The sequence below is a fragment of the Parasphingorhabdus sp. genome (genome assembly GCF_059726685.1).
On the sequence record NZ_AP041068.1, the window covers coordinates 1,015,721 to 1,039,860 of the forward strand.

Annotated in this window: 22 protein-coding genes, 1 tRNA gene and 1 pseudogene; 15 read left to right on the top strand and 9 right to left on the bottom strand. The window is 53.5% G+C overall.

The window, feature by feature from the left end:
* Nucleotides 1–94: 94 nt before the first annotated feature.
* A pseudogene (locus tag AC6I9Z_RS05095) lies at nt 95–1,093 on the top strand (AraC family transcriptional regulator ligand-binding domain-containing protein); the annotation flags it as partial.
* Between the two features lie 70 nt (nt 1,094–1,163).
* Here the strand turns inward: AC6I9Z_RS05095 and AC6I9Z_RS05100 are convergent.
* Both AC6I9Z_RS05100 and AC6I9Z_RS05105 read right to left on the bottom strand, forming a co-directional pair.
* A tRNA-Val gene (locus AC6I9Z_RS05100) sits at nt 1,164–1,238 on the bottom strand.
* Between the two features lie 43 nt (nt 1,239–1,281).
* Nucleotides 1,282–1,659, bottom strand: coding sequence for a response regulator (locus AC6I9Z_RS05105; RefSeq protein WP_109355029.1), 378 nt, complete (start codon nt 1,657–1,659; stop codon nt 1,282–1,284).
* Nucleotides 1,660–1,800: 141 nt separating this feature from the next.
* Here AC6I9Z_RS05105 and AC6I9Z_RS05110 point away from each other — a divergent pair, with 141 nt between their 5' ends.
* Nucleotides 1,801–2,700 (top strand): N-formylglutamate amidohydrolase, encoded by a 900-nt coding sequence (locus tag AC6I9Z_RS05110; protein WP_461458312.1) that lies wholly within the window; start codon nt 1,801–1,803, stop codon nt 2,698–2,700.
* A 412-nt stretch (nt 2,701–3,112) separates the two neighbouring features.
* Here AC6I9Z_RS05110 and AC6I9Z_RS05115 read toward each other — a convergent pair whose 3' ends face one another.
* Both AC6I9Z_RS05115 and AC6I9Z_RS05120 read right to left on the bottom strand, forming a co-directional pair.
* Entirely contained in the window at nt 3,113–3,892 is a 780-nt protein-coding gene (locus AC6I9Z_RS05115; protein ID WP_461458310.1) for a SapC family protein, read from the bottom strand.
* A 50-nt stretch (nt 3,893–3,942) separates the two neighbouring features.
* Nucleotides 3,943–5,403 (bottom strand): FAD-binding oxidoreductase, encoded by a 1,461-nt coding sequence (locus tag AC6I9Z_RS05120; RefSeq protein WP_461458308.1) that lies wholly within the window; start codon nt 5,401–5,403, stop codon nt 3,943–3,945.
* A 142-nt stretch (nt 5,404–5,545) separates the two neighbouring features.
* Here AC6I9Z_RS05120 and AC6I9Z_RS05125 point away from each other — a divergent pair, with 142 nt between their 5' ends.
* Together AC6I9Z_RS05125 and AC6I9Z_RS05130 are read left to right on the top strand one after the other, a co-directional pair.
* Nucleotides 5,546–6,040 carry a hypothetical protein gene (locus AC6I9Z_RS05125; protein WP_109355034.1) on the top strand — a complete coding sequence of 165 codons (495 nt, stop codon included), beginning with the start codon at nt 5,546–5,548 and terminating at the stop codon, nt 6,038–6,040.
* 138 nt (nt 6,041–6,178) lie between these two features.
* Nucleotides 6,179–7,534: a DEAD/DEAH box helicase gene (locus AC6I9Z_RS05130; RefSeq protein ID WP_461458306.1), complete on the top strand. Its 1,356-nt coding sequence runs from the start codon at nt 6,179–6,181 to the stop codon at nt 7,532–7,534.
* A 45-nt stretch (nt 7,535–7,579) separates the two neighbouring features.
* Here the strand turns inward: AC6I9Z_RS05130 and AC6I9Z_RS05135 are convergent, their stop codons facing one another.
* Together AC6I9Z_RS05135 and AC6I9Z_RS05140 are read right to left on the bottom strand one after the other, a co-directional pair.
* On the bottom strand, nt 7,580–8,185 hold the full coding sequence (locus tag AC6I9Z_RS05135; protein WP_109355036.1) for a hypothetical protein: 606 nt from the start codon (nt 8,183–8,185) through the stop codon (nt 7,580–7,582).
* Between the two features lie 72 nt (nt 8,186–8,257).
* On the bottom strand, nt 8,258–9,685 hold the full coding sequence (locus AC6I9Z_RS05140) for a sigma-54-dependent transcriptional regulator (protein ID WP_461458303.1): 1,428 nt from the start codon (nt 9,683–9,685) through the stop codon (nt 8,258–8,260).
* 179 nt (nt 9,686–9,864) lie between these two features.
* On the opposite strand from AC6I9Z_RS05140, the gene AC6I9Z_RS05145 reads away from it, so the two are divergent.
* The 9 genes from AC6I9Z_RS05145 (at nt 9,865) to AC6I9Z_RS05185 (ending at nt 17,037) form a co-directional block, all read left to right on the top strand.
* The gene (locus tag AC6I9Z_RS05145) at nt 9,865–9,990 is read left to right on the top strand and encodes an aa3-type cytochrome c oxidase subunit IV (RefSeq protein WP_461458301.1); all 126 of its coding nucleotides are present in this window, start codon (nt 9,865–9,867) and stop codon (nt 9,988–9,990) included.
* A gap of 12 nt (nt 9,991–10,002) precedes the next feature.
* The gene (locus AC6I9Z_RS05150; RefSeq protein WP_461458299.1) at nt 10,003–11,130 is read left to right on the top strand and encodes a Re/Si-specific NAD(P)(+) transhydrogenase subunit alpha; all 1,128 of its coding nucleotides are present in this window, start codon (nt 10,003–10,005) and stop codon (nt 11,128–11,130) included.
* Nucleotides 11,127–11,501: a hypothetical protein gene (locus tag AC6I9Z_RS05155; protein WP_461458298.1), complete on the top strand. Its 375-nt coding sequence runs from the start codon at nt 11,127–11,129 to the stop codon at nt 11,499–11,501. Before AC6I9Z_RS05150 ends, AC6I9Z_RS05155 begins: the two co-directional genes overlap by 4 nt.
* Nucleotides 11,501–11,797, top strand: a complete 297-nt coding sequence (locus tag AC6I9Z_RS05160) for an NAD(P) transhydrogenase subunit alpha part 2 (protein ID WP_109355040.1) — start codon at nt 11,501–11,503, stop codon at nt 11,795–11,797. The genes AC6I9Z_RS05155 and AC6I9Z_RS05160 overlap by 1 nt, the downstream gene beginning before the upstream one ends.
* A gap of 110 nt (nt 11,798–11,907) precedes the next feature.
* Nucleotides 11,908–13,365 carry an NAD(P)(+) transhydrogenase (Re/Si-specific) subunit beta gene (locus AC6I9Z_RS05165; RefSeq protein ID WP_461458296.1) on the top strand — a complete coding sequence of 486 codons (1,458 nt, stop codon included), beginning with the start codon at nt 11,908–11,910 and terminating at the stop codon, nt 13,363–13,365.
* Nucleotides 13,366–13,413: 48 nt separating this feature from the next.
* Entirely contained in the window at nt 13,414–14,109 is a 696-nt protein-coding gene (locus AC6I9Z_RS05170) for an aspartate/glutamate racemase family protein (protein WP_109355041.1), read from the top strand.
* A gap of 25 nt (nt 14,110–14,134) precedes the next feature.
* Entirely contained in the window at nt 14,135–14,701 is a 567-nt protein-coding gene (locus tag AC6I9Z_RS05175; RefSeq protein WP_461458294.1) for a DUF1993 domain-containing protein, read from the top strand.
* Nucleotides 14,702–14,824: 123 nt separating this feature from the next.
* A complete protein-coding gene (locus AC6I9Z_RS05180) occupies nt 14,825–16,018 on the top strand; it encodes a parallel beta-helix domain-containing protein (RefSeq protein WP_461458292.1) in 1,194 nt (397 codons plus the stop codon).
* The gene (locus tag AC6I9Z_RS05185) at nt 16,018–17,037 is read left to right on the top strand and encodes an SO2930 family diheme c-type cytochrome (protein WP_461458290.1); all 1,020 of its coding nucleotides are present in this window, start codon (nt 16,018–16,020) and stop codon (nt 17,035–17,037) included. Before AC6I9Z_RS05180 ends, AC6I9Z_RS05185 begins: the two co-directional genes overlap by 1 nt.
* Before the next feature lie 237 nt (nt 17,038–17,274).
* On the opposite strand, the gene AC6I9Z_RS05190 is transcribed toward AC6I9Z_RS05185, so the two are convergent.
* Nucleotides 17,275–17,703, bottom strand: coding sequence for a DUF2147 domain-containing protein (locus AC6I9Z_RS05190; RefSeq protein ID WP_461458289.1), 429 nt, complete (start codon nt 17,701–17,703; stop codon nt 17,275–17,277).
* Nucleotides 17,704–17,733: 30 nt separating this feature from the next.
* The gene (locus tag AC6I9Z_RS05195; protein WP_461458287.1) at nt 17,734–18,987 is read right to left on the bottom strand and encodes a multidrug effflux MFS transporter; all 1,254 of its coding nucleotides are present in this window, start codon (nt 18,985–18,987) and stop codon (nt 17,734–17,736) included.
* 100 nt (nt 18,988–19,087) lie between these two features.
* On the opposite strand from AC6I9Z_RS05195, the gene AC6I9Z_RS05200 reads away from it, so the two are divergent.
* Both AC6I9Z_RS05200 and dinB read left to right on the top strand, forming a co-directional pair.
* Nucleotides 19,088–20,662, top strand: a complete 1,575-nt coding sequence (locus AC6I9Z_RS05200) for a hypothetical protein (protein WP_461458286.1) — start codon at nt 19,088–19,090, stop codon at nt 20,660–20,662.
* On the top strand, nt 20,659–21,768 hold the full coding sequence (gene dinB / locus AC6I9Z_RS05205) for a DNA polymerase IV (protein WP_461458284.1): 1,110 nt from the start codon (nt 20,659–20,661) through the stop codon (nt 21,766–21,768). Before AC6I9Z_RS05200 ends, dinB begins: the two co-directional genes overlap by 4 nt.
* On the opposite strand, the gene AC6I9Z_RS05210 is transcribed toward dinB, so the two are convergent.
* Entirely contained in the window at nt 21,769–24,117 is a 2,349-nt protein-coding gene (locus AC6I9Z_RS05210; RefSeq protein WP_461458282.1) for a TonB-dependent receptor, read from the bottom strand. It abuts the gene before it with no gap.
* Nucleotides 24,118–24,140 lie beyond the last annotated feature (23 nt).

A 24,140-nucleotide genomic window follows, 5' to 3' on the forward strand; every position in this document is an offset into this window, starting at 1 on the left:
GCGATACTGAACATCACTGACATGTTCGTCGCCAATTTTACTTCTTCGTCGAAAGTGCGTTGAGCTTCCGAATACTGTAGTTCTAGCTAACTCGATGGGGCGCTTGAATATAGATAATACCAGTGTTTCGTCACAACTGCTGTTTCAGGTCTTTCGTGGCTGCCAGGAGCTGGGCGCTAGAAAGCCGGTGCTTCTGTCCGCTCTTGATTTGACTGATGCTCAGTTACGCGATCCGCGGGCGAGATTTTCTGCGCGGGCAATTACGACCCTTTCTGAGGCAGCCGCGCGGGAGCTTGGGCGGGATGATATATTCGCGGATATTGGTGGAGCCATGACGCCTACCGGTTTTTCGGATGTTTGCTACACAGCCCTGTTTGAAGAAACCGTAGGGGATGTATTGCAAGCTGCTGCGACAGCGATGTTAGCCGGCACCGACAAGCCGCTTCTGAGATGGGAGCAATCGAATTCGGTTTGCCGGTTGGTAGCCGATTCGAATTCCTGTGTGACCAATGAATTGATTTTCATTATTTTTTCGACCCTTTCGTACATCGGTCAAATCGTGACCGATGACGATGTTCAACCGGTCAAATCAGCCAGTTTCACGTATAGAACATCCTTTGACCGTAGCGCTTCAATGACACTGGTGAAGGAAGATGGCCCCCCGGTTCCGTGTCTCTTTAATCAGCCGGACACATATCTGGAACTCCATAAGCAAGTTCTCGACCTTCCCAATCCGTTTGCGAATCGCAGTCTGGTGAATATGGGCCAACAGCAGTTGAACCGGTTTCAGATCAACGGAGCGAAATCCGTCACTTTGGCCAGCCTTAGCTATAATTACCTGTTTTATCTGCTTGATAAATCAGGGCTAAGCCTTGATGCTGCTGCCGAAACTTTTGGTATAGCAGAACGGACCCTGCGGCGGAAACTGGTGGCGGAGGGAGCATCTTTTCGCCAGATATTGGAGCAGGTTCGTCGAGACACCTGCCAGCTATATTTTCTGGAGGGCACGCGGTCCCTGTCAGACATTGCTACAAAATTGGGTTATAGTGAATTGAGTGCCTTTACCCGTGCATACACGGCTTGGCATGGCCGCTCGCCGAGCCGTGATATGGCCGCTCAAATCGCGGTCAATTCTTCACAAAAAACAAAGTATGCTAGAAAAATGGTGGGCGTAGAGAGAGTTGAACTCCCGACCCCTTCGATGTCAACGAAGTGCTCTACCACTGAGCTATACGCCCACGCTGCAGGCCGTCTAGCCAGCCACTTGGCGGGGTGCAAGACTTAATTGAGTTCGCCGATACTATCGGGTTCAAATAGCCGTTGCACTTCCAGAACGAGATCCTTCAGGTGGAAAGGCTTAGACAGAATCTTGGCCTTTGGAACGGACTCCCCCGCACGCAGGGTAACGCCGGAAAAACCGGTAATAAACATCACCTGCGTGTCAGGCGATACCTTGGCGCAGTGTTGAGCAAGCTCGATCCCGTCCATTTCCGGCATAACGATATCGGTCAACAGAAGATCAAATTTTTCCGATTCAAGATGGGGAAGTGCCGCGGTCCCGCGGTCCACTGCAACTACCTCGTAGTTTGATTTCTGCAGCGCACGCGTAAGGTGATCACGCATTGCCTGTTCATCTTCCGCAAGGAGAATTTTAATCATGTGCCGGGCTATTCCTTGTGTATATCGTCCAAATATAAGGCGGCTTATATGCCGGGATTCGATTATAGGCGCAAATCCCTTAACATTTTGGTTCTGTTGACCCTATTTTTGGGATATTCGATATGGAACGAATGGAATCCTATGACAGATGGCATCACTGAAAGTTTGACAGACCCGCGCCTCCATGAGTTCCATGAAGAGCCTTTTTCATCATATAATGTTGATGATATACAATTTCCGCTGCTGATCAGCGTTCCACATGCCGGACGTGTCTACCCAAAGGAAATATTGGATAACCTGGCGGTTCCCGCCTCCCATTTGCTGCGTCTGGAAGACCGCTACGCGGATCGCCTTGCCAGCGCGGCGATAACTCGGGGATTTGCAGCCATTATCGCTCACAAACCACGAGCATGGGTCGATTTGAACCGAGGACGGTTGGAAATTGATGCGGATATTGTCGACGGCCTATCACGCTCTCAATTGCCTATGCCGAGTCGAAAGGTGCGCGGCGGACTAGGCGTCGTCCCGAGTCGCTTGCATGGGATTGGTCACTTGTGGCGGCGAAAATGGCAGTGGGATGACATTAATGGCCGGATGGACAGCTACCACGAGCCGTATCATCGCAGCATTACCGAGATATTGGACCGTATGCGTTTAAAATTTGGTGGAGCCATCTTGCTGGATTTACACAGTATGCCGCCGTTAGATGAAGAACAGGGCCGTGTTGATGTGGTCATTGGCGACCTTTTCGGTCGCAGTGCGGGCTCTCGCTACTCAGAGCTGTCCATGTCTTTCTTGCAACAATCTGGTATTAACGCTCGGCTTAACCACCCATATTCAGGCGGATATATCCTGGATCGACACAGTGAGGTCGAAAGGGATGTGCATGCTCTTCAACTGGAAGTTGATCGTCAATGTTACCTGGATGAAGCTCTGCGGGAACCCGGTTCACAATTGCCGATGCTGAGCGAACATGTTGCGAATCTGGCTGCAAAGCTGGCTGACCAGATAGGGAGCCAGTTTTTGCTCGCTGCTGAGTAGGTGGTAGGTTTTTCGAAAAAAAACCACCTCGCCGTTATGGCGAGGTGGCCAAGGTTCAGGGAGGTGGCATTCAAAGAATGCCTGTGCTGATCCAATCGGGGGATGTGGATCTGCACTACTGTTAATGTGGTCTCTTGTGTAACGAGTTGCAAGACCCAATCGCGAAATTATTGATCCGATTCTGATCTATTGACAGACAGGGTTATCAAAAATGCCTGTTGGTACCCCGCCAGGCAGCATCCGGCAGAAAAACCAAATTGGTCCAAAAATCATGCGTTGGAAGGGAGTTCAAGTGAAAAGCGGCCGGACCGATATCCGCAATGATTAGGTCTCGGTGGCCCAGTGAAGCAATATTTCTGCGTTGATATATGCTTCACTGGGCCATGATGTCTGATGTTATTTGATTGATAATTTATACAGTGGGAGCCTCTGTCACCTGAGGTACTTTGCCCGCTTCTACTTGTTTTGCGAATACTTCCCGCATGATTTGCAACGAAAATAGATGTGCATATATCAGAGGTAGCATACCATTTTGGTTGATTTTTCTTAACTCATCGCCGCGCAATTCGCGCAATTTTTCTTCGTTCACCATCTGGAAACCACGATAAACAAAAGGTTTTTCCACGCCTGTTTGTTGAATCGAAACTTCGCCGTCCATCAGCAAGTCCATTTTTTTGAGTTCGTCTACAAACTGACCCGTGCGTTGACCGGCCTGTTCAAACTGCTCGCAAAATTGCAAAATATTCTTGGTTTTTTCGGTCGGCTGGTCTTTCTCAAATAGTGGGTCGCCCTCTTTATAATCACCGATCGCGCCAGTTGTAGGATCGAAACAGAGCGAGAGTTCATCAGCATCTGGTTGCAGTTTTGCAAGCATGAATGGGTAGCGTCTTACATAAGCGGGGACATAAGCCGGCTGATTAAACCTGCCGTCTTCGCCCATGAAGGTGTTCACACCTTCGTTGAGACCCATAAGAATTAGTGGAACGCTGTTCTCGCCAACCGAAAAAACAATCGGATAGTTGCGCGCAGCATTTGTAAATTCATCAACCGTCAAGGGAATCGCATGCTGTTCCTGCATGAATGACGCATCGTCCAGACCTTTGACTTTCCAGTTGGCATGTTCTTTGGAATTTAGCGGGACAAGGTCCTTGTAAAACATGGGAAGAGCTTGAGCTTGAGGCGCACTGGCCATAGGGAATTCTCCGAAATAAAAATTTTCAATAATAATCTGCTGCGTCGGCTTTAAGAGGCTGATGTGCCGGACGCAAGAGGAACTAGCTTGCCCGGATTCATTATGTTTTTGGGATCAATCGCGCTTTTGATCGCTCGCAGCACCAATATACGGGCATCGCTGGACAATCGCTCAAGCTCATCGCGTTTGGTCTGGCCAATACCATGCTCAGCAGAAATTGAACCGCCCTCAGCCACAACAAGGTCATGTACCATCCGTGATATCGTTTGAGAGGACTGTTCCATCCATTGTGACCCATCCTGCCCTGCTTTGATTTGGGTTGGCGCTTTGACATGAAAATGCACGTTACCGTCGCCCATATGGCCAAAGGCAGCCACTTTTGTACCGGTATAAGCTTCTTCAATCTGCGTACCCGCGGTGGTTATGAAGTCCGCCATCCGCGCGACGGGAACGCTGATATCATGTTGTAAAGCCGGACCGCTGGCGCGTTCTGCTTCTGAAATCGAATCACGAATCTTCCAAAAGGCCTCGGCTTGGCTTTCGTTTGAGGCAATGGCTGCATCCTGGATCAGGCCTTGCTCCAAGGCTTCAGCCAGAAGTTTCTCCACCAGTTCGCGCGGATCGTCCGCCAGTTTCTGATCGCGGACAAATTCTATGAGCACATTCCATGATGCACTATCATTTAGTGGTGGGCGGGTATCCGGTATATGTTCAAGGACTGCGTCCAGGCAGGTTTTCGGGACGATTTCAAATCCTTCCAGCGACTGGCCTTCTCGAGCGTTGAGAAATTTGAACAATGCATAGGCGGCTTGGGGAGAGGCAACACCAGCCCATGCGACACAGCGATCGATCAGGGCTGGCACGGTCTTGAGGGTTGCAGCTGTTACAATGCCAAGCGTTCCTTCTCCGCCAATCAGGAGCTGTTTCAGATCATAGCCACGATTGTCCTTTTTCAGGGGCGACAAGCCGTCATAAATACTGCCATCGGGGAGCACCGCTTCCAAACCAGCCACTAGCGAACGCATCGCGCCATGACGCAAAACCTGAGTACCCCCGGCATTGGTTGAAACCAGGCCACCGATGGTCGCCGACCCTTTGCCACCGAGTGTCAACGGGAAGCGTTGACCATGATCGTTCAAGGCTTCGTGTAAATTTTCCAGTATCACACCGGCGTCACAGACTGTCAGTTGACCACCAGCATCAATATCACGGATCTTGTTCATCCGGCGCAGTGAAAGCAATATGGACTGTCCTGTCTTATCCGGGGTTGCACCGCCAACCATTCCACTATTGCCCCCCTGCGGAACAAGGGCAATCGCGTGAGCATTGGCGATTTTGGCAATTGCGGAAACTTCTTCGGTTGAGGCCGGGGAGATCAATGCCAACGCCTTGCCGGTATAGCGTCCTCGCCAATCGGTTAGCCAAGGCTCCATATCATCGGAAGCGCTCGTAAAACCCTTCGACCCGACAATTTCGGCCATACTATTTAACCAATCGGGTATTTCCGACATGATGCGCTCCAACATGATGAGAAGGGATTTTTCGGCTATAGATGCTTTGCACTCAAACACCAATATGGCAGTAGAAAAGACAGTTCATCAATTGTTCAATCGCCGTTGTTATAGCCATGGTGATGATAACTAGGGGTTTCGGGTGAGTCTTTCACTTTTTGCATCACTGCTGCTGGCGACGCCGACCGCTTCAGAGCTGCCGATTACCGATACTCCGGGGACAGCCGAGGGCGTTTTTATTGGCCCAGCTGAATACAAACTGGCGCAGGTCCGTATCGAAAAGCGGGTGATCATCCGGGTACCGCGACGACGTGCACGTAGGTCTAACCCAGTGGCAGATTTTTCGCGAAGATCTGCCCCCGTGACCTATAAGGAGCAGAAAATCGGGAAATGTCTGCCGATGGACAATATTCTTGGAGTTCAGCGGTTTGGTGAGCGTTATCTGGATCTAGTTACAAAGGACCGTCAGCAGATACGGGCCCGGCTAAAGAAAAAATGCCAGGCACGCAGTTTTTACTCGGGTTTCTACATGGAAAAATCCGGTGACGGGAAAATCTGTGTTGACCGTGACATTTTGCATTCGCGAACCGGCACGAAATGCGAGATTGATAAGTTTCGATTGCTAGTACGCGAATGATCGCCATTGCTGAGCATCGTCTGACCAATTGAAAACGCTAGACAGCTTGACAAAAGCAGCGTTTCGCACCATCCCCCCGAACAGCTTTGACAGGCTTGTTGATCGTGCGTCTATGCACTGTAATTTTCCGGAAACACTATGAAATTTGCCGACCTCGGCCTCTCTGATGAATTGTTAAAAGCTGTAGCTGATGCAGGCTATGATGAGCCGACGCCCATTCAGGCACAAGCCATTCCACCCGTCCTGATGATGAAGGACATTATCGGGATTGCACAGACCGGTACCGGTAAAACAGCAAGTTTCGTGCTTCCGATGATCGATATCTTGGCCCATGGTCGTTCCCGGGCGCGAATGCCGAGGTCGCTGATCCTCGAGCCAACCCGAGAATTGGCGGCGCAGGTTGCAGAGAATTTTGAGAAATATGGCAAGAACCACAATCTCAGCATGGCGCTGCTCATCGGCGGAGTCTCGATGGGCGATCAGGTCAAGGCTTTGGAAAAAGGTGTCGACGTCCTGATCGCCACTCCTGGTCGATTGATGGATTTGTTTGAACGCGGACGGATTTTGATGTCCGGTTGTGAATTGCTGGTTATTGATGAAGCGGACCGCATGCTCGACATGGGTTTCATTCCGGATATCGAACAAATTTGTTCGAAATTGCCATCCACGCGGCAGACAATGCTCTTTTCTGCCACGATGCCGCCACCGATCAAGAAATTGTCCGATCAGTTTCTCAATAATCCCAAGTCTGTTGAAGTGTCACGGCCTGCAACAGCCAACACGTCGATTGATCAATCGATTATCAACGTCGCGCCAAAGGCAAAGCGCAAGCTGCTCTATGGTATATTGGACAATGAAGGTGTCGATACTGCGATAATCTTTTGTAATCGCAAAACCGAAGTTCGCGATCTTTGTCAGCAGATGCGCAAAGATGGATTTGATGCCGGTCAGATACACGGCGACATGGATCAAAGTTCACGCCTTGCCGAACTGGAACGCTTCAAGTCCGGCGAAATCAACATATTATGTGCATCCGATGTTGCCGCGCGCGGCTTGGATATAAAGGGTGTCAGCCATGTAGTGAACTACGACATCCCTTGGCATCCTGATGATTATGTTCATCGGATCGGCCGAACTGGACGAGCTGGAGCCACTGGCATCGCAATCACATTTGTTACCAAGCGCGACGATGAGCATGTCGATAGCATAGAGAAGTTGACTGGTATTAAAATACCCGTGCGAGACAGTAAGTCGGTCAAGCCGGAAAAAAGGCAGAGCAGCAAGACATCATCGCCGGATAAACCAAAAGGCGACAAGCCCAAAAAACAGCATGCGGATGATAAGGCCGGAGAAGCCAAAAAGCGTCCGTCCAAATCTTCCGAAAAGTCAGCGAAACCGTCAAAAGAGCAGCCAAAGCCTGAGGCGATCGATGAGGAAGAAGATGGCTGGAACGGACCGGTTCCAGGGTTTCTGGACGCTAAGCTGAATCGTTAAACCAGCCTAACCGGCTTTTGAAAAATTCGGCTGGTTATATATCCGCTATTGCAGCGCCAGGCTGTCCAATATTTGTGTGGCAAGTGGATCAAGAGTTTCGGCACTATCAACCGGATAGCTGACGGCAGCTTGGATCATGGTACCATCAGGTTTGCGCAGGATACGCTGAGCCGTTTTGCTGCCTTCCTCGATAATGCCGGATGCGCGATATTCATTTTCATTGACATAGTCACCGGTCACGCTTTCACCGGCGTCTTCCAGCACCTTAACGGCGGCGGCCAAATCGGCATCTTCGCGATTTTCTATCCAGCCGGCGGTCACCGTCGCATTGGATGCGCTGTCCACAAACACTTGCCCATTGTCGTCACTGGCTTCTTCATCAACGGTCCAGTTTTTCGGAACCATGATGGAAAAACCGCGCAGCGCATTGGAATAGCTTGTCATTTCAGCACTATCTACAACAGGAGCGGCGCCATCTGCGTTGGCAGCGGCCTCTTCATCGCGAATGGCTTTGCTAGCCGCATCAGCCTGCTGCGCCAGTTCCTCACTGGATGGCACGTCACCGACGGCCTCCTGTTTTCCGCAAGAGGACAGAAGCAAGGCCGCTGATATGGCCGCACTGATCGGAGCTAAGATTCGGTCGTTTGTCATGTTCGCTAGACTTAGGGAGTGCAGCGTTAAACATCAACTGGGAAGATCAAGTGGTTGGATCAAACAGTCAGATCAGGCCGCGTTGTCGATTCCCAGATCCGCCAGTTTGCGGTAGAGAGTAGAGCGGCCAATGCCGAGACGGCGCGCGACCTCGGTCATGCGTCCACGATAGTGACCGATAGCCAGACGAATGACATCGGCTTCGATTTCTTCCAGCGGGCGTAAATTGCCGTCTTCAGAATATAATGTAACCCCAATGCCTTCCGGGCTGCTCGGCATCGGCGGATGTGTATCACCGGAATCGGCAACAAAAGATGCAATCTGCGGAAACTCGTCGCAGGTGAGCGCATCACGATCGCACATTACGGCGGCCCGAAACAAAACACTTTGCAATTGGCGAACATTACCCGGCCATTGATAGCTGCGCAGCAAATTCAATGCTTCATCGGTAATGCCGAGGCTGCGAAGCCCGGGCTGCAGCGCCAGCCGAGTCAGGAAATGCCGTGCAAGAGCCGGGATATCCCCGGTCCGGTCCCGCAAAGGCGGGATGGTAAGCTGTACCACATTCAGTCGGTAATAGAGGTCCTCGCGGAAGCGCTCTTTCTTAACTTCCTGGTCCAGTGAACGATTGGTGGCGGCGATGACGCGAACATCAATCTGGAAACTGTTCGGGCTACCCAAGGGCTGAATCTCGGAAGATTTGAGAAAGCGTAGAAGGCGAACCTGCGTTTCCGGAGGCAGCCGATCAACCTCATCAAGGAAAATCGTGCCGCCTTCTGCCTGTTGTAGAAGGCCGATTTTGCGGTCAAAGGCCCCGGTAAAGGCGCCTTTTTCATGACCGAAGAGAATCGAATCGAGCAGATTGCCGATGATTGCACCGCAATTGACTTTCAAAAATGGCTGCTTGGAGCGCGGGCTTGCGGCGTGAATGGCGTCGGCAATGACTTCCTTGCCTACGCCGCCTTCGCCTTCGATCAGCACAGGTACCCGGGCACGGGCCGCTTTTGCCGCTATCGCAAGGGCCGCGCGGAAGGCCGGTGCCGCTCCGACAATTTCTTCAAATTCCAGCGGCGCCGTGATTTTTTCACTAAGCGGTTGCAACTCACCGGCTTCCTTTGAGGTTTCCACAGCGGTGGTCAAAGCCTGCAACATCTGTTCCGGAGCAACCGGCTTGATCAGATAGTCGGTCGCGCCGGCTCGAACGGCATCAACGGCTTCTGTCACCGAGCCAACGGCGGTCAGCATCAGTATAGGTAGTGCAGGGCGGCGCGATTTCAGTTCGGTAATCAGCTCGGTAGCCTCTGATCCCGGTGCCCAATGGTCCAGGATAATGGCGTCCAGCATCATGCCATCTTGTGTTCCCAGTGTAGCAATTGCGGTTTCGGCGTCGCGCGCAAAGATCGTGCGATAACCCGCGCGCGATGCAAGAGCCGAAATTAGCCGGCATTGCGCCGGTTCATCATCAATTAGCATCAGCAATTTCGTGCCGTTTTGAGCCATTTTTACCCTATATGTGCCAGAATGGATCACTTCTGTAGCAACGAGGGGTAAAGACCGGATTAAGACCTGCTGATATTTTCTATCACTCTTATTAGGGTAAATCGGCTTACGGGGCCTTGAGCCATGCGATATATATGGTTAGAGCAGCGACAATCTTTATTCGAATATTTGGAGGAATCATGGCTTCTGATAACAATATGAAATCGGCAGAAGAGACATATGGCCGCTTTCTGTCATGGCTGAAGATCGGATCGATCATCACGGCCCTGGTGACGATATTGGTCATCATCCTCATTGTCAGCTGATTGGAATAATCCTTGAAAATTGCGGTATTAAAAGAACTCGCCGACGGTGAGCAGCGGGTTAGTGCTTCCCCGGAAACGGTAAAGAAGTTTACGGGACTGGGCGCCACCATGGCGGTGGAAAAAGGAGCTGGTCTGTCTGCATCTATTGCAGATGCGGACTATGAAACCGCCGGTGCCAGTATCGGTACGCGCGCGGCAGTGCTGAAAGATGCCGACATTGTTCTGGGTGTGCAGGGGCCGGAGCCCAAATCGCTTAAAGGAATGAAAAAGGGCGCATGGCTGGTTGCCAGCCTAAATCCCTTTGGAGAGCGGGCGCGGGTTGATGAATATGCGGGGCTTGGCATTGATGCACTCGCGATGGAATTCATGCCGCGGATTACCCGCGCGCAATCGATGGATATCCTGTCCTCGCAATCAAACCTGTCTGGCTACAAGGCGGTGATCGAAGCGGCGTCCCACTATGGCCGCGCCTTTCCGATGATGATGACTGCTGCGGGTACGGTTTCTGCTGCAAAATGTTTTGTTATGGGCGTCGGCGTTGCCGGCTTGCAAGCGATTGCGACAGCACGGCGTCTCGGCGCACAGGTATCGGCAACCGATGTGCGGGCCGCGACCAAGGAACAGATCCAGTCACTCGGCGCAAAGCCAATCTTCGTCGAAGATGTTGCAGGCATCGAAGGCGAGGGCACTGGCGGTTACGCGACCGAAATGAGCGAGGAATATCAGAAAGCGCAAGCGGAACTGGTATCCAAGCATATTGCCAAGCAGGATATCGTGATTACTACCGCGCTTATCCCCGGACGTCCGGCCCCGCGGCTAATAAGTGATGCCCAGATCGCGACGATGCGTACAGGCAGCGTGATCGTCGATCTGGCCGCCGAGCAAGGCGGCAATGTCGAAGGCGCTGTTGCGGGCAAAGTTGTAGAGAAGCATGGCGTCAAGATTTACGGCGCGAACAACATGCCATCGACTATGGCGGCGGATAGCTCCGCATTATTTGCCCGTAACCTCTATAATTTCCTCAGTGCCTATTGGGATGAAGAGGCCAAACGGCCTGTGCTGCCCGATGATGATGAAGTGACGGTGGGCATCCGACTGACCAAAGACGGAAAAGTTGTGAACGAGCGGTTACTGGGGTGAAGTCTTTGGTGCTATCAGCAATATTGTTGTCCGGATGTGTTGTGGAGCAGGATATTGCTTCAAATGCAGCCAGTCAAAGTGATCTGAGTCAGTATAACTCTGTTTTTTTTGCAATTGAGGACGAAGTTTATTCGATCGAATGTGAAGGAACGTCGTTTGAACTGGCTAATCGTAAAACCTATGAAAAATATGAATCAAGAATCGAACGAATTTCGGACGAATTGGCAAATAGATATGGCGAGGACGAAGTATTAAATCATTCGATAGCTGGCCTGGCGAGGGTAAAGGAATGCCAGAAACCATCGGCTACAGCAACTAAGGTAGATGGAATTCTTACCTCGTTGGAAAAACGACTGAAAGTGAACAGATAATGGACTTTATATCAATTCTCTCAATCTTCGTATTGGCCTGTTTCGTTGGCTATTATGTCGTCTGGTCGGTGACGCCGGCGCTGCATACGCCGCTGATGGCGGTGACCAATGCGATTAGCTCGGTGATCATTGTCGGCGCCCTTATTGCGGCCGCTGCGGGCTCGCAGGCTGATGGCGGTCAGACAGCGAAATGGCTTGGCCTTGTCGGCGTTGTTCTGGCCAGCGTGAACATATTTGGCGGCTTTGCCGTGACCGAGCGGATGCTCGCAATGTACAAGAAAAAGGAGCGCAAATAATGCGCCTTGATCAATCTGCTGCCGTCATCCCAGCTAAAGCTGGGATCTCCTCAAATATAGCGCCAAGCATCAGGCAGATCCCAGCTTTCGCTGGGATGACGAAAGTCTTGATGGCCGCGCTTATGTTTTGTTTTGCCACGCCAGCAATGGCGGCATCCGGCGAAGCGGTTAATCCATGGGTTGCAGTGGCCTACCTTATCTCCGGCGTTTTGTTCATTCTGGCTCTGCGCGGGCTCTCATCGCCCGAATCCAGTCGGCGCGGCAATCGTTTCGGCATGATTGGTATGCTGATCGCTGTGGTCACGACTTTGGTCACGCATGATATAGCCAGCTTGCCGGAAATCGGCGTTGCCATTGCCATTGGTGGCGCGATCGGTTTCGTGATCGCCCGGCGCATCCCGATGACCGATATGCCGCAGCTGGTTGCAGCTTTTCACAGCCTTGTCGGTATGGCGGCGGTGCTGGTCGGTATTGCCGCTTATCTCAACCCGGGCGCCTTTGACATATTGGACGCGGCCGGTGAGATACTGGTCGTCAGCCGGGTCGAACTCGGTCTGGGTGTGGCTATTGGTGCGATTACCTTCTCCGGCTCGGTCATCGCATTCCTGAAATTGAATGGTAATATGTCCGGTGCACCGATCATGCTGCCGGGGCGCCATGTAATCAATCTCGGTGTGCTAGCGGGTATCATTGGCCTGACCGCCTATTTCGCGATCCTGCCTACTGCCGAAACAGCGATGGTCTTCTGGATCATTGTCGCGCTTGCCTTTGTGATCGGCTTCCTGCTGATCATTCCGATTGGCGGCGCGGACATGCCGGTCGTCGTGTCGATGCTTAACAGCTATTCCGGTTGGGCAGCCGCTGCGATGGGCTTCACGCTCGGCAACACCGCGATGATCATTACCGGCGCGCTGGTCGGCTCGTCCGGTGCGATCCTGTCCTACATCATGTGCAAGGCCATGAATCGCAGCTTCATCAGCGTGATCGCTGGCGGCTTTGGTGCCGACAGTGGACCATCAGAAGGGGCCGAGAAGATCGACCGTCCGTGGAAACGCGGCAGCGCCGAAGACGCGGCTTACATGATGAAGCAGGCGGAAAATGTCATCATCGTGCCCGGTTACGGCATGGCGGTGGCGCAGGCGCAGCATGCTTTGCGTGAAATGGGCGATATGCTCAAGGAAGAGGGCGTCAGCGTCAAATATGCCATTCACCCGGTCGCAGGCCGGATGCCCGGGCATATGAACGTGCTGCTTGCCGAAGCCAATGTGCCTTATGACGAAGTGTTTGAGCTGGAAGATATTAACAGCGAATTTGCGCAGGCCGATGTCGCCTTTGTCATCGGTGCCAATGATGTGGTGAACCCGGCGGCCAAGACCGACAAGGGCTCGCCCATTTACGGCATGCCGGTTTTCGATGTTGATAAGGCCAAGACGATCTTCTTCATCAAGCGCTCCATGGGCGGTGTCGGCTATGCTGGCGTGGACAATGAGGTATTTTACATGGATCAGACCATGATGCTGTTGTCCGATGCCAAGAAAATGTGCGAAGATATCGTCAAATCGCTTTAGCAGGATATGATTCCGGCAAAGCGGACAACTTTGTCAGGGACGATATTGATGCGTAAAATTGGTCTGATTGGCGGTATGTCCTGGGTTTCGACCGAGAGCTATTATCGCCGAATCAACAGCGAAGTGCAGCGCAAGCTGGGCGGCTTTGCCAGTGCGCACCTATTGATTGAGAGCGTGAATTTTAATGACTATGCGCGCCTTCAGTCGGATGATGACTGGGATGCGGCCGCCGGTTTGATGACTCGTTCTGCCAAACGGCTTGAGCAATCCGGTGCGACAGCCATCTTGATCTGTTCCAACGCCATGCACAAGATATACGAACAGGTTGCGCCAGAAGTGGGCGTGCCGATCCTGCATATCGCCGATTGCGTCGGTGACCAGATGGTTGCAGATGGGGTGAAGACGGCCACTCTGCTCGGCACCCGCAACGTGATGACCGAAGGTTTCTACCGCAAACGATTGGTCGGAAAGGGTATTACCCTGACCCCGCCAGACGAGGACCGGGTCGAGGAGATTGAGCGGATCATTTACGAGGAGCTGATGTTCAGCAAGGTGAAGCGCGATTCCGAGCGGACATTGAAAACCTTCATCACCAATATCGCCAAACAGGAAGTAGAAGCGATTGTGATCGGCTGTACTGAACTGGACCTGATCATCGATACCAAGGCGAATATCCTGCCGATATATGACAGCACCGAAATCCATGCGGATGCCGCAGTCGACTGGATTTTAGCGGAGCAATAGCGGTCCGAGATTGAAAGAAACACTCATGTCATTAACGAAGCTCCTCGTCCCGACTTATATGCAATTGCTAAAATCGCTCTCGGGCTGGTTGACGAAAGCGCAGGCACAAATGCCGGAGGCTGATGCGGAGGCTTTGCTGTCCGCGCGTCTGGCACCTGACATGTTTCCGCTTTCGACTCAGGTTCGCTTTGTCTGCGTGCAGGCGCTGGAAGGAATATACCGGCTTCAGGGCAAGGCCTTTCCGGACTCTCTCGATGACCTTGTCAATGAGGGCCGGAATGGCGGAGAACAGCCCGGCTCACTTTCGGATGCGCTGGCCCGGATTGATGAAACGCTTGCCTTGCTGGACGGCCTCCCTTCTGACGCGCTGGATGGAGACCCCGGCAGACCCATCGCTCATGAATTGCCCAACGGCATGATCTTCGACTTGACTGCAGAGCAATATGCTCGCGACTGGGCGCTGGTTCAGTTTTATTTCCACCTGATGACCGCATATGCCATATTGCGCAGCGAGAAAGTTGAACTCGGCAAGGCGGACTACATACCGCATATGTTTGCTTATCTGCGTCCCGGGACGATGCCTGAAGGTTGATCGTTCGGCAGCTCGAGAAAAGAAAACAGCTTAGAACGGACGAGCTCTATTACTAACAGTCTTGTCAATGCTATTGGCAAGGGAACAAAATTGCGTCATTATCCCCCTTAAATGGGAGAGAAAATGATGATCCGGACGTTACTAGCCGCCACAGCTTTGTGCTGCACTATGCCAGCGCTGGCCAAAACCATTACAGTTGAGGCGGGCGCCGATGCGCAGGAACGGCTTCAGGAAGCGCTTATTCTCGCAGAGCCAGGCGATGTAGTTGAGCTGGGCGCGGGGACGTTTGAACTGACCGATGGTCTATCGCTCGATGTCGACAAAGTCACCGTTCGCGGTGCCGGAATGAACAAGAGCATTCTCAATTTCGCGGGGCAGCTTGGAGCGGGCGAGGGCCTGCTGGTCACTTCCGATGATGTCGTTTTGCGCGATTTCGCGGTTGAGGACAGCAAGGGTGATGGCATCAAATCCAAAGGGGCGGACCGGATCGTCTATCACGCGGTTCGCGTGGAATGGACCGGCGGTCCGAAAGCCAGCAACGGTGCTTATGGAATCTATCCGGTGGAGGCGAGCGATATCCTTGTGCAGGACAGTGTCGTGCGGGGTGCTTCTGATGCCGGCATCTATGTCGGCCAGTCGAAAAATATCATTGTTCGTCGCAACACCGCTATTGAAAATGTCGCGGGGATTGAGATTGAGAATAGCTTTGATGCCGAAGTCACCGAAAATCTGGTGACCGAAAATACCGGCGGTATATTGGTGTTTGACTTGCCGAATTTACCTCAAATGGGCGGGCACAATGTGCTGGTCGCGCGCAATGCAATCATCAATAACAACACCGACAATTTCGCACCCGAAGGTAATATCGTTGCCAGTGTTCCGGCCGGTACCGGCGTGATGGTAATGGCCAATCGAAATGTGCAAGTTGTTGAAAATGCCATGATTAACAATGGCACCAGCAACGTGATGGTGGTGGCCTATACGCAGAAATTCAATGATCCCAATTATGATCCAACCCCGCGAGACGTCTATATCGCGGACAATGTCTACGGCCGGGCGGGATTTGCGCCTGATTTTGAAGGTGGTCAACAACTGGCGGCGGCATTTGGCGGTGCATTGCCAGCGGTTTTTTATGATGGGCTCGGGAAGGGGCTAATTGTCAATGATGCGGTGCCGGTGCTCAATCTTGGCCTGACTGAGGTAGGGCAATCGCCCATGGAAGCCAAGCCATCGCTTCATAAGCAAAAAGGTCCGGGCGAAGCCGCGGCACTGTCGCCTATTATATTGCCAGCTTCGATGGAGGCCGCACTCAAATAATGCGCACTTTTCTCGCCGCCACTGCTCTTTGTGTTGCCGGTTTCGCGGTCAGCGCCGCGCCGACTGCACCTGTCGCGCTGGTTGACGATGCTGTGATCACAGCAAACGGTATGCCAAAAAAGCTGTCGGATTTTGGCTTTTTCAAGGACCAGGCGGGATGGCAGCCGAACAAGGGCGTTGAGCTTTATCAGCTCAACAGCCCCCTATTCACCGACTATGCCGAGAAATACCGCTATATCTATATCCCTGCCGGGAAAAAGGCGGTGGCTGGCGGTGATGGTGTAGTCCAATTTCCGGTTGGCTCCGCGCTGATCAAAAGCTTTGGCTATGAAATAGACGGGAAAGACCGGTTGCTCGAAACCCGCTTGCTCTTGCACCGTGCTGATGGCTGGATTGCTTTGCCCTATGTCTGGAATGCAGAGCAGACTGAGGCTACGCTGAAAGTCGCGGGCAAACGGATACCGGTAAGCTTCACGGACCCTTCCGGGAATAAGCGCGACATCAGCTATGCCGTGCCCAACAAGAACCAGTGCAAGGAATGCCATTCCCTGTCAGGAGCGGTCGTTCCGATCGGGCCGAAAATGCGCAACCTGCCGCATGATACGTTGGACATGTTGCTCAGTAATGCGATGCTCGAAAAAACCGCTGGTGATCATCCGCCCGTACCGGATTATGCCGATGACGGCATGCCATTGGAAAGTCGGGCGCGGGCCTATCTCGATATTAACTGTGCGCATTGCCACAACCGCGAGGGATCGGCGAGCAATTCGGGCTTGTTCCTGACCTATGAAGAGGAAGCACTGGTTCATATCGGTGTCGGAAAACGCCCGGTCGCGGCCGGGCGTGGTAGCGGTGGATTTGAATTTGCAATCGCCCCAGGGCAGCCTGACCAGAGCATATTGATGCACCGGCTGAAAAGCCTGGAGCCTGGCGTTGCTATGCCGGAAGTGGGACGGTCATTGGTTCACGATGAAGGCGCGGCCTTGCTTGGCGAGTGGATCGCGGCGATGGAAGAATGACGTTCGGTTTGGTTCTTTAATAACCTCAAGCGCCGGGCGCGGGCATCCGCCCGCTTGGCTACGCGCCACAAGGCGCGGCGGCCAGTCGGCCTTGCCTCGCTGCGCTCGGACGATGCTCTGAAAGTGGCACCAGCCCAACGCATAGCGTCAGCAAGCGCAACCGCGCGCCCGAGCTTATGCGAGGAAAGCCAAGGGCACGGATGTGCCCGCCCGGCGCCTGAGGTCAAAAAAGAATCCCTATTTCTCCCGGGTCCAGTTCTGTCCCTGGCAGAAAAAGGCAATACAGCCCTTCACTTTCAGCTTTGACGGGGACCGCAGGCTCACTTCGGAGCGATAGCTTTTCCCGGTTTTGGGATCATAAATCCGCCCACGCCAGACTTTGCCGTCCAGTTTGAAACCAGATAGCACCGCTATACCCAGCAATTTGCGGCTCCGTAGTTTCTTATTCGGATTGTTGATATCTTTCTGGTCCACGCCATTGGGTGGTGTGACGAGATATTTGTGTAACCGTCCACAGACTGTGTTACCGCATTTACCGATTTTGACGATTGCATCGCCGTCTTGCGTTACCCAATTGCCATTTATCGAGCCAGAGGCCAGTGCTGGTGATGTCATCAACAGTCCACCAATCAACATAGCGGCCTTTGCAATCTGAGACTGTTTCATGTGGTCCTGCCCTATATATTTCTAAGATATCTATTCTTTCGGCGATAGTGGCTCTTTGGTTACAACTGCCTGAACACGCCGGAATAACTGCCCTTTTTCTGCCCATAAAACAAACAGAAACGAAGCGCAGCCGCAAAAGAAAAATCCGATCACCAATGGCAGGGTAGAACCGTCAAATTGCAGACCGATGATTCCGCCAATCGCTGCGGATATCAACGTTCGGGTGAAGTTTTGGAATGAGGAGGCAACACCCGCGCTTTTGCCGAAAGGCTGCATCGCGATGGAACTGAAGTTCGCGCCGGTAAAGCCCACCATCCCCATGGATGCAGCCAGCAGGACAACGAACAGCGGCAGGTTGAGCCATCCCGACAGCGTGACAGCCAAATGGATGATCGCCACGAAGATGAAGAATAGAAGCGCCGATTGCGAAACACGGCGCGCTCCAAATCGCATCACGATCCGGCTATTGATAAAATTACCGAAAGCCATGGCAATGGCGTTGACCGCAAAGATGAAAACGAAAATGTCGGCGGCATCAAATGTATCGGAAAATATCTGCTGTGCCGATGCGATAAAGGCAAAAAGCGGGGCCATCATAAGGCCGCTGGCCAGAACATGACCTACAGCGTTCCGGTGTAGGATAACGCTCTTCCAGGCGCTGGTGACCGACGCCATGTTGATCAGCGTTTTGTCCTCCGGCTTGAGCGTTTCGGGCAAGCGGATCAGCACCCATATCAGCGCCAATGCGCCAAAGGCGGACAAGACGATAAAAATCACCTGCCATGGTGCAAATACCAGTACGAGCTGACCGAGCATTGGCGCCATCACCGGAACCGCCATGAAAACCATCATGATTGTCGACATGGTTCGGGCCATTGCATCGCCCTCGTAACGGTCGCGGATGATGCTGTTGGCGAGGACACCCATGGCCGATGCGGCAAGACCCTGAATGAATCGCGCGAGCAGCATCAGATCGTAATTATCACTAACAGCGCAGAGTAGTCCAAACAGGATGTACACGCCGGTGGTCACCAGTACGATCGGTTTGCGGCCATATCGATCAGCAAGCGAGCCATAGAGGATCGAGCCGATCGCCATGCCGTAAATATAGGATGTGACGATCCATTGCCGGTCATTTTCGCCTGCCAGGCCAAAATCATCGGATATCAGACCCAGTGCTGGCAACATGATGTCAATCGCCAACGCATTGAGCGACATCAGGCTAGCCATCATGATGATCAGCTCAATACGGCCTATAGGAAAAGGAAGCGCTTTCTTATTCACTGGCGGCCTATGGCAACTAATATTCATCGTGGCTATAGGTGAAAATGCTATAGAGATTGGCCGGAATACGAACAGGGAGTTTTTGAGGATCGTGAAATACATGAAGATTTGGCTTTGCGGCATTATGATGGCGCTGCCTTTCATGATCAACTCCGCCTTTGCGCAATTGCCAACACCGCCGATTCCCGGGTGCCAATATGCCTATGGCGATATCTATGGCAGCGTCGAGGGCAGGGACACACGCAAAGCGATGAAAAGCTATGACGGCAAGCAAATAACGTCACCAGAGCAGCTCGCGGCCTATTCCAAAGCGGCAGGCGAGGACACCATCCTGATTCAAGGCGGCAACTTTTCGGGTTGGGATTTCACCGCCGTTGAATTGTCCAATATCTGTTTTGTGGAAAGTGACCTCAGCCGCACGGACTGGACCGGGGTGAAGGCACCCGGGGTCGGTTTCATCAAGTCAAATTTGGACGCCGCCGGAATGGTCGGCGCAAATATGCAGGATATCCTGATCCGCAGCAGCATTTTTTCCCGGGTCGATGCCAAGGCAGTTGATTGGAGCAGCGGCAAATTGGACGGCAGCTGGGACGGGGATGTCGAGGGACTCAACCTGGACGGTGCCAACCTGACCGGGTTCAAATTTGATTGCGGGATTACAGTCATCGATGGTTGCCCGATAGGGCGCAACGGCATTAGTGCGCAGGTCACAAATCTCGCCTTTTCCGATTGGAGCAGCTTTGGTTTCTACGATGCCAATCTGACTGGCGTGGTGTTGAACCAGACAATCATCAGTCCCCGTCAATTGACCCAATTTGAGGATGCCCGTCTCATGGGGCCGGTTTTTATATCCGGCGGTGATGAGAAAGTCATGGTGCTGCCCGAAACCTGGGCGGTGCTGATGGCATCAGCGCTGACAGCACAGGAAAATGATGCGCCATCGTTCGATTGCGGCAGATCGAAGACTGATGTCGAGAAAGAGATTTGCGGTGAATATAACAGCACGATGCGCTTCTATGACCGGCAAGTCGCGGCGCTTTACAAAGAGGTGCTCAAACGGGATCGCAGCGTGAAGGCCAGTCAGAAAGCGTGGTTGAAACAACGGGATGCTTGCGGACTAGAGCAATATCCAACCGATTGTCTGCGCCGCTCTTATGATCAGCGTGTCGGTCATCTGATCGGGCTTCTGGGAGAACCGGATTGGCTTAAGCCCGATGAAGAAGCCTTGTTTCTGGAAGATGTTCTTCCGCTCACTGACGACATCAAGCAGTCGCCAAGCTATGGGCAACTGACTCCCATATTGGCCGGCGAGGCACGTGCGAGCCTGTTGGTTAAACGCAGCATGGATGGTAGTCTGGAAGCCTATGGTGATGCCATTGGTGCCAATGCTCATATTTGCGGGCTCAGGGTAAAGGGTTTGCGCTTTGACGGGGCGACGGGCTGGTACAGCATCGCGCAGGAAAAAGACGGGGTGACCCGTAATTTTCCGGTAATGCGCTATCATGACGGGCGCATAGAAATCTACAAAAACGGACAGCTGCGCGGTGATGAGGATAGCCTAATAATGAACTATGTCAGCTGTGGCGCGCGGGCGAGTTTCCCGCCCATGATGCGTATGGCAGTGCCCGCGGCGCTGATGGAGCGATACCGCGAGGCTGCTGGAACCGAAAGATGACGGAACAGCTCGGCATTCGCAAAATCATCCATATCGATATGGATGCGTTTTTTGCGAGCGTTGAACAGCGCGATCATCCCGAATTGCGCGGCAAGCCGGTTGCGGTTGGCGGATCGGCAGCACGCGGCGTAGTTGCGGCGGCAAGCTATGAAGCGCGGCAATTTGGTGTGCGCTCGGCCATGCCTTCGGTGACCGCGAAACGGCGCTGCCCGGACCTGATTTTCGTCAAGCATCGTTTTGATGTCTACCGCGAAGTGTCGCAGCAGATCCGCGCGATCTTCCGCAGCCATAGCGATCTGGTTGAGCCGCTGTCGCTCGATGAGGCCTATATCGACGTGACACAAGACAAGATGGGCATCGGCAATGCCACTCGTATAGCCGAGATGATCCGCGCGGAGATCAAGAAGCAGACACAGCTGACGGCCAGCGCTGGAGTGAGCTATAACAAGTTCATCGCCAAAATCGCATCCGACCAGAATAAGCCCAACGGGATTTGTGTCATCAAGCCGCATCAGGGCGCGGATTTTGTTGCGCAATTGCCGGTGCGGCGATTTTTTGGAGTGGGCCCCAAAACCGCCGAACGTATGGCCAAGCTCGATATCCATACGGGCGCTGATTTGCGCGCCCAGTCGGAGGACTTTTTGCGCCAGCATTTCGGGAAATCGGCCGGCTATCTGTTCCGCGCGTCTCGCGGCGTAGACCACCGCGAGGTTAAACCCAACCGCATCCGTAAATCGGTTGGCGGCGAACGCACCTATGGCAGCGATCTGGTCAGCGACACGGATCTGGAAGAAGCGATGGAGAAGATTATCGACATTGTCTGGAACAGCATCGAAAAATCCGGATCGCGCGGCCGGACGGTGACGCTGAAAGCCAAATATGCCGATTTCAGGCAGATCACCCGGTCCAAGTCTCTCGAACGCAATGTCGAAGGCAAAGCCGAGTTTGCCGATATTGGCCGCGAATTGCTGGCCAGCATCATGCCGGTGGAAAATGGCGTGCGGCTATTGGGCCTAACGCTCGCGAATCTGGAAGGGGTCGAAGAGGCGGACAAGATATCCGCCTCTCTCAACGAGGATTCAGAGCAATCAGCGTTTAATTTCTGATCAGAATTTGAACCCGGCTTCAATGCCCCAGATACGCGGTTCGTTGACGAAACCGGTCAGGTTGTTGAAGTCGATACCGCCGACTGCAGACTCATCATTGGTAATGTTGCGGACAAAGCCGGCGACGTCAAAGCTGTCGGTTTTGTAACCGAGACGCAGGCCGCCTTCGAGCTGGCCACCATCCTGGAACTCAACAGATTCATAGAGGAAGAAGTTGATTTTCGAACGGTAGGACCAATCGGTAAAGGCATAGACTTCACCAGCGCCGACCGGGATGCTGTAGGCTGCAGTCCAGTTGGCGATCCAGCGGGGTGCCTGTGGCAGGCTATTGCCATCGATACTGACAATAGCCGCAGAGAATGGAGCGGCCGGCGTCACGATGGGATCGAGCAAGGTACAAAGCGAGACGTCCGGGAACGTGTCCACCCGCGTCGCTCCGCAAGCGGCGGTGGTCAGGCCGTCATCCTGGATCTCGGTATTGTTGTAGCTGAGACTGGCGGTGAGCAGCAGCTCCGGTATGGGTTTGAATTCGGTGTCGAGTTCAAAGCCGTAACCGCGGACATTGTCCGCGTTGATCAGCCGGTTGGCATTGACGCCCCCGCCAACAGCGGTCAGCTGGGCATCATTGAGGTCATAGTAGAAACCGTTGAGGTTGATCCGGCCGCGACCGTCAAAGACGGTGGCCTTGATTCCGGCTTCATAGGACTGGATGGTTTCGGAATCGCCGATCGTCACGCCGTCTTCCAGCGGTGTTGCGGTGGCCGGCGGGAAGAGGATGCGGCCCTGAATGCTTGGCGCGCGATAGCCGCGGGCAATGCGGGCGTACAGGTTGATATCATCCGTGGCGGCATAGGTGGCGCTGATGTCCCAGGTGACATTGTCATCGCTGACCGAACGGGTGACGGTGCCCAGCGGGTTCTGCAGGAAGGCAGGGAATTGGCTATCAAGCGAACGAACCACGCTATAGTCGCGCTCGTCATCATTGTAGCGCAGGCCGCCGGAGATGCTGAGCTGGTCGGTGAGCTCGACGGTAACGGCACCGAAGATACCGAAGGCTTCGCTCGACTGACGCTGGCGCACGAAGATATTCGGGCCGCCAACCGGGTTGAACGGATCGCCCAGGGTCGAGAAATTGGTGCTGTCGATGCGCAGGTCCTCGTCAAAATAGAAGAAGCCGACCTGATAGTCGAACGGGCCATCGCCATTGCTTTCGAGGCGCACTTCCTGCGTGAATTGTGTGAGGAAAGGCACTGCATCCCGGGTTTCAGCCGTGAATGGGATGTCGCCAGGACCGAACAGGTTGGGCGGCAGGAAGTTGGCACCGAAGCCGCCGTCCACGTCACCGACCGACGTCGCATCACCGCCCCACAGACTGGTTACCGAGATTAACGATACCGGGCCAAGATCGTGGGTATAGCGCGCGGCGATGTTATAGGTTTCGATCTGCTGGTCATTCTGGCCGTCGACCGAGACGGAATCGCGATCGAAATTTGCATTGAGGCCGGACTGCCCGCGCGTGAAAATATTGGCGCGGAAGACCCGAGCAGTTCCTTCGAGATCACGATACTGACCGGTGATGAGAAGCTCCTGTTCATCAGTCGGCGTAAATTTCAGCTGGCCGCGCAGGGCAATCTCCTCGTAGCCCTCGAGTGCATCTTCTTCGGGCGCCGAAGGATTGTCATTGTCGATCCAGTCGTCCTGACGCTGGTAGAGAACCGAGAGGCGGGCCGACAGCGTGTCATCGACGATCGGCAGGGTGACCGCACCTTCAGCGGTCAGCGCGTTAAAGCGGCCATAGCTGAGGCGTGCATGGCCGGTAACCTCATTGCCCGGCTTGACGGAATCGAACTTAACGATGCCAGCGGGCGTATTGCGGCCGAACAGCGTACCCTGTGGGCCGCGTAAAACTTCCACGCGGTCGAGGTCAAAGACAGGAAAGCCCTTGAGGATTGGATTTTCAAGGACGACATCATCATAGACGACACTGACCGGCTGCGAAGCGTTGAAGTCAAAGTCGGTATTGCCAAGGCCGCGAATATAGAAGCGTGGGAATGTCCGGCCGAAGGAGGACTCAACCACCAAGCTGGGCACGCGAGCCGAAAGGGCGCGGACGTCCTGACCGCCGGAACCAATTGCCGCCAACCGTTCATCGCTCAGCGTAGAGATGGATAGTGGCACATCCTGCAGGTTTTCTTCGCGCCGCTGTGCGGTCACGACGATGGTGCCGAGCTGATCATCATCAGCAGCACCGGCTTCATCCTGAGCAAGAACGGGTTGTGATAGACCGCCTGCGAGCAGAGCTCCAGCAAGGGCGAAACGTGAAATGGCAGATACGGATATGCGGCGCATGACGATTATCTCCGGCAATGGCG